This is a genomic window from Paraburkholderia sp. SIMBA_030 (genome assembly GCF_046535245.1).
Classification (GTDB): Bacteria; Pseudomonadota; Gammaproteobacteria; order Burkholderiales; family Burkholderiaceae; genus Paraburkholderia.
The window spans coordinates 1-257 of sequence record NZ_JAWRXB010000990.1; the positions used below are offsets into that span (position 1 = coordinate 1).

1 protein-coding gene is annotated in these 257 nt (G+C 63.4%); it reads right to left on the reverse strand.

What is annotated here, in order from left to right; all coding sequences use genetic code 11:
• Nucleotides 1-257 (reverse strand): IS3 family transposase (locus SB772_RS42985; protein WP_410838894.1); only part of this gene is annotated, 257 nt, incomplete at both ends.

Consider the following 257-nt stretch of genomic DNA (forward strand, 5'->3'; position numbering starts at 1 on the left):
GTCGCCGCTTTCGAGCCTGCAATCCGGCCTGCTGCATCAATCGGGCAACACGATTCACTCCACAGCGTTCGCCCGCCGCACGCAGGTCGTGCCAGATGCGTGGGCTACCGTAGGTTTTATCGCTTAACTCGAAACTCTCCCGTACCAGTCGCGTGAGGCGCACGTTCTCCTGCGAGCGCTTGCTCGGCGCTCGACCGAGCCATTCGTAAAAGCCGCTATGCGAGACCCCGAGCAACCGGCACATGGCCCGGGTCGGC